The organism is Caulobacter sp. P1_B12_2, from assembly GCF_056406675.1.
In genome coordinates, this window is the sequence record NZ_JBFTZS010000423.1 from 1 (window position 1) to 4,007 (window position 4,007).

4 protein-coding genes are annotated in these 4,007 nt (G+C 66.7%); 2 read left to right on the forward strand and 2 right to left on the reverse strand.

Annotation, left to right across the window (positions count from 1 at the left end):
* The first annotated feature begins 123 nt into the window (after window positions 1-123).
* Window positions 124-1,194: a pyrimidine utilization protein A gene (rutA, locus tag AC1DZ6_RS20630; RefSeq protein ID WP_477099004.1), complete on the forward strand. Its 1,071-nt coding sequence runs from the start codon at window positions 124-126 to the stop codon at window positions 1,192-1,194.
* A 133-nt stretch (window positions 1,195-1,327) separates the two neighbouring features.
* Here rutA and AC1DZ6_RS20635 read toward each other — a convergent pair whose 3' ends face one another.
* Window positions 1,328-1,834, reverse strand: coding sequence for an FKBP-type peptidyl-prolyl cis-trans isomerase (locus AC1DZ6_RS20635; RefSeq protein WP_477099005.1), 507 nt, complete (start codon window positions 1,832-1,834; stop codon window positions 1,328-1,330).
* A 142-nt stretch (window positions 1,835-1,976) separates the two neighbouring features.
* Here AC1DZ6_RS20635 and AC1DZ6_RS20640 point away from each other — a divergent pair, with 142 nt between their 5' ends.
* On the forward strand, window positions 1,977-2,117 hold the full coding sequence (locus tag AC1DZ6_RS20640; protein WP_477099006.1) for a hypothetical protein: 141 nt from the start codon (window positions 1,977-1,979) through the stop codon (window positions 2,115-2,117).
* Window positions 2,118-2,186: 69 nt separating this feature from the next.
* Here AC1DZ6_RS20640 and AC1DZ6_RS20645 read toward each other — a convergent pair.
* A partial coding sequence (locus AC1DZ6_RS20645) for a M61 family metallopeptidase (protein ID WP_477099007.1) occupies window positions 2,187-4,007 on the reverse strand: 1,821 nt, incomplete at its 5' end.

Sequence of the window (4,007 nt, forward strand, 5' to 3'; positions counted from 1 at the left end):
GGCCCGCAGGGCCGCCGATCCGGGACCGCCGGAAGCGCCTGCGCTCAGGCGTCGGTCCCGGATCTTCGCGCTGCGCGCTCGTCCGGGATGACAGCCGCACTAAAATTCGAGAGGGGAATTGATATGGAAATCGGCGTCTTCATTCCGATCGGCAACAACGGCTGGCTGATCTCCGAGGCGGCTCCGCAGTACATGCCGAGCTTCGCGCTGAACAAGGAGATCGTGCAGAAGGCCGAGAAGTACGGCTTCGACTTCGCGCTCTCGATGATCAAGCTGCGCGGCTTCGGCGGCAAGACCCAGTTCTGGGAGCACAATCTCGAGAGCTTCACCCTGATGGCGGGCCTGGCGGCCGTGACCGAGAAGATCAAGATCTTCGCCACCGCCGCCACCCTGACCATCCCGCCGGCCATCGTGGCCCGCATGGCCTCGACCATCGACTCGATCGCCCCCGGCCGGTTCGGCATCAACCTGGTGACCGGCTGGCAGAAGGCCGAGTACGACCAGATGGGCCTGTGGCCGGGCGAGGGCCACTACACCGACCGCTACAACTACCTGGCCGAATACGCGACCGTGCTGCGCGAGCTGCTGGAGACCGGCGTGTCGGACTTCAAGGGCAAGTATTTCGAGATGACCGATTGCCGGGTCAGCCCGCACCCCAAGGACACCAAGCTGATCTGCGCCGGCTCGTCCAACGAGGGCCTGGCCTTCACGGCCCAGTACGCCGACTACAGCTTCGCCCTGGGCAAGGGCACCAACACCCCCACCGCCTTTGGCGGGGTCAATGACCGCCTGAAAGCCGCCGCCGACAAGACCGGCCGCGAGGTGGCCTCCTACATCCTGTTCATGATCATCGCCGACGAGACCGACGAGGCGGCCATGGCCAAGTGGCAGGCCTATCGCGCCGGCGCCGACCAGGAGGCCCTGGCCTGGCTGACCAACCAGGCGGCGCCGAACGCGGCGGCGGGCGCGACCACCAACACCGCCCAGCTGGCGGCGCCGGAGTCGGCGGTGAACCTCAACATGGGCACGCTGGTGGGCTCGTATGAAAGCGTGGCGAAGATGCTGGACGAGGTCGCCGCCGTGGAGGGCACGGCCGGCGTGCTGCTGGTGTTCGACGACTTCGTGGCGGGCGTGGAGAACTTCGGCACGCGGATCCAGCCGTTGATGGCGAGCCGGAAGGGTCTAGGCGGCTAACACTTGCCCCCACCTGGCGGCTGCGCCGCCTGTCCGCCCCCATAGGGGGCGGAGGACGACTCCTCTTCCCCCTTTGGGGGAGGAGCGCCGAAGGCGCGGAGGGGGCAAGTGATCGCCCCCTCCGCGATCATCATCAATCCACCGCCAGCATCCCGATCAGCCGCAGCCGGAACACCAGCGTGCTGTTGGCCGGGATCGGGCCGGTGCTGCGTTCGCCGTAGGCCAGGTCGGCCGGGATCCAGAGGGTCCATTCGTCGCCGACATGCATCATCGGCAGGGCCTCCAGCCAGCCCGGGATCAGGCCGTCGGCCGGCATGATCGCCGCCTGGCCGCGTTCGAACGAGCTGTCGAACACCGTGCCGTCCAGCAGCTTGCCCTCGTAGTGCACCTTGACGATGTCGCCAACCTTGGGCGACGGGCCAGTCTTGGGGCCCGAGGTGGTCACCTTGTACTGCAGCCCCGAGGCCGTGGTGACCACGCCCGGCGCCTTGGCGTTCTTGGCCAGGAAGGCCTGGCCCTCGGCCAGCGCCTTGGTGGTGTCCACGGCTGCCGACAATTGAGGCGGCCCTGACGCTTCCTGAGCCAGAACGGGGCTCGACAACAGGCAAAGGCCCAGAACCAGGCCAGCGATTCGATTCATCTTTGAAGACTCACTGTACGATCTAAAATGGAAGACATCCGATCGGACGCCTCCTGGTGGGGGCGAAACTTGAAGCTTGGGCCGTCTTCCCTGAAACGCGTGGCCGCTTCAAGACCACGGGTTTCGCAAAAAGGAGGACGCGATGGCCAGATATGCTGGCGTGTCGGCCGACCTGCGGCGTTGGTGGCAGCGCCACCCCTGGGCCGGCCTCTCTTGCGGATGGTTGGTGATCGGCGCGGTCGCGCTGGGCGTTTCGCGGTTCTGGGGCGTCGCGCACGCCTAGGTCGGGATCGCCTCGGGGAAGAGGCCGCCGGCGTTTCCGCCGACGGCCCTTTCATCATCTCCGGACGCGCTACTTGCGCGCGGCGTAGATGTCATCGAGGCGCGCGGGCGTGCCTTCGATGCGTTCCAGGCGCGGGTACTTCAGCCCGCCGTGATAGTCGATCTTGACCGTCCGATAGCGCTCGCCGTCCTTGATCAGCAGCTCGACGACCGGGGCGTCGGCCTTGGCCGTGGCCTTGACCGCGTCCTTCAGGCCGTCGTCGCTATAGGCCGTGCCGTTGACGGCCACGATGGTCTCGCCGGCCGTCAGGCCCGCCTTGAAGGCCGGGGTGTCCCAGTTGACCGCCGACAGCACGCCCATGGCGCCGACCGTGACGCCCAGCGAGTAGCTGAGATTGACGATCTTGCCCTTGGTCTCGGCCGCCTTGAAGAACTCGGTCGGGGTGTCGGTGTAGACCAGCTTGTAGCCGCCGCGCGCTAGGCCATCGAGCGGGGCGTGCTCGGACAGGCCTTCGATGCGGGTCTTCAGGAAGGTGGCCCAGTCGTTGGCCACCACGCCGTTCAGCGTCTTGACCACGGTGTCGAAGTCGTAGGTCAGCACCACGTACGAGCCGTTCTCGACGCCGAAGAAGGCCTTGGCGAAGTCGTCCAGCGACTTCTTGCCGCCGGTCTTCTCGCGGATCAGCGTGTCGGCGTCGAGCCAGACCAACTGGCCTTCCGAATAGTAGTCCTCGCTGCGCTGCCAGCTGGTCCACGAGGCCGGCTTGCGGTTGGCGATGATCGGGTCGTTGGTGGTGTCCAGCACGTTGCGCCAGTTGCGGCCGGCGCGGGTGTCGTAGAGCGCGGCGGTCATGGCCAGCGACTCCAGGCCCTGCTGCTTGGTCTGCAGGCCCGAGCGGGCGGCCAGCACGTTGCCCCAGTACTGGGTCTGACCTTCGTAGACCCACATCAGGCTGTCGCGCATCGGCTCGTTCAGCGTCGGGGTGTAGAGGTCGGCCCCGCGGCGGAACTTGCCGTTCCACGAGTGGGTGTATTCGTGGGCCAGCAGGTCGCGGCCGACGAAGGTCTTTTCCCAGTCGGTGAAGTATTTGGGCACGACGCCGTTTTCGCTGGAGCGGTGATGCTCCAAGCCGATGCCGCCCATCTTGTCGGTCAGGGCCAGCAGGAAGTCGTAGTGGTCGTAGTGATGCGAGCCGTACAGCTTGTAGGCCTGCTGCACCAGGTTGCGGTGGATCTGCAACTGCTCGGGCTTGATCTCCAGCAGCTCGGGCTTGTCGGCGACGATGTTCAGGCGCACCGGCACGGCCGCGCCGGGATCCAGGTCGACCTGCTTGTAGTAGCGGCCGGCGAACATCGGCGAGTCGACCAGGGTCTCGAAGGTGGTGGTCTTGAAGGTCGTGCTCTGGCCGCTGGTCGAGGCCTTTTCCAGCGCGGTGCCGAAGCCCCAGCCTTCCGGCAGCTTCACGGTCGGCTCGATCTGCACCTGACGGGTGTAGTAGCCGGCCGGGTAGAAGCCCAGCTGCAGGAACTGCACGTTCAGCATGTCGTCGGTCACCAGGATGCGGCCGACGTCGGCCTTCACCGGGGTGAGGAACTGGAAGCTGACCTGGATCTCGGTCGCGCCGTCCGGCACGTCGAAGTGGAAGGCGTGGACGGCGACCGGGTCGCGGGTCCACGGCAGGGTCTTGCCACCGGCGGTGATCACCAGGCCGGCCAGCTTGTCCAGGTCGTTGCGGGGCGAGTGGCCGCCGGGAACCCACTGGGGATAGAGGATGGTCATCGGGCCGGACTTGGCGACCGGGATCGTCTCGCGGACCTGGAAGATCCGGCGGTCCAGGTCGGTGGCGTCGACCGACAGCTTCAGCACGCCGGGATAGGCGATGTCCTGGGC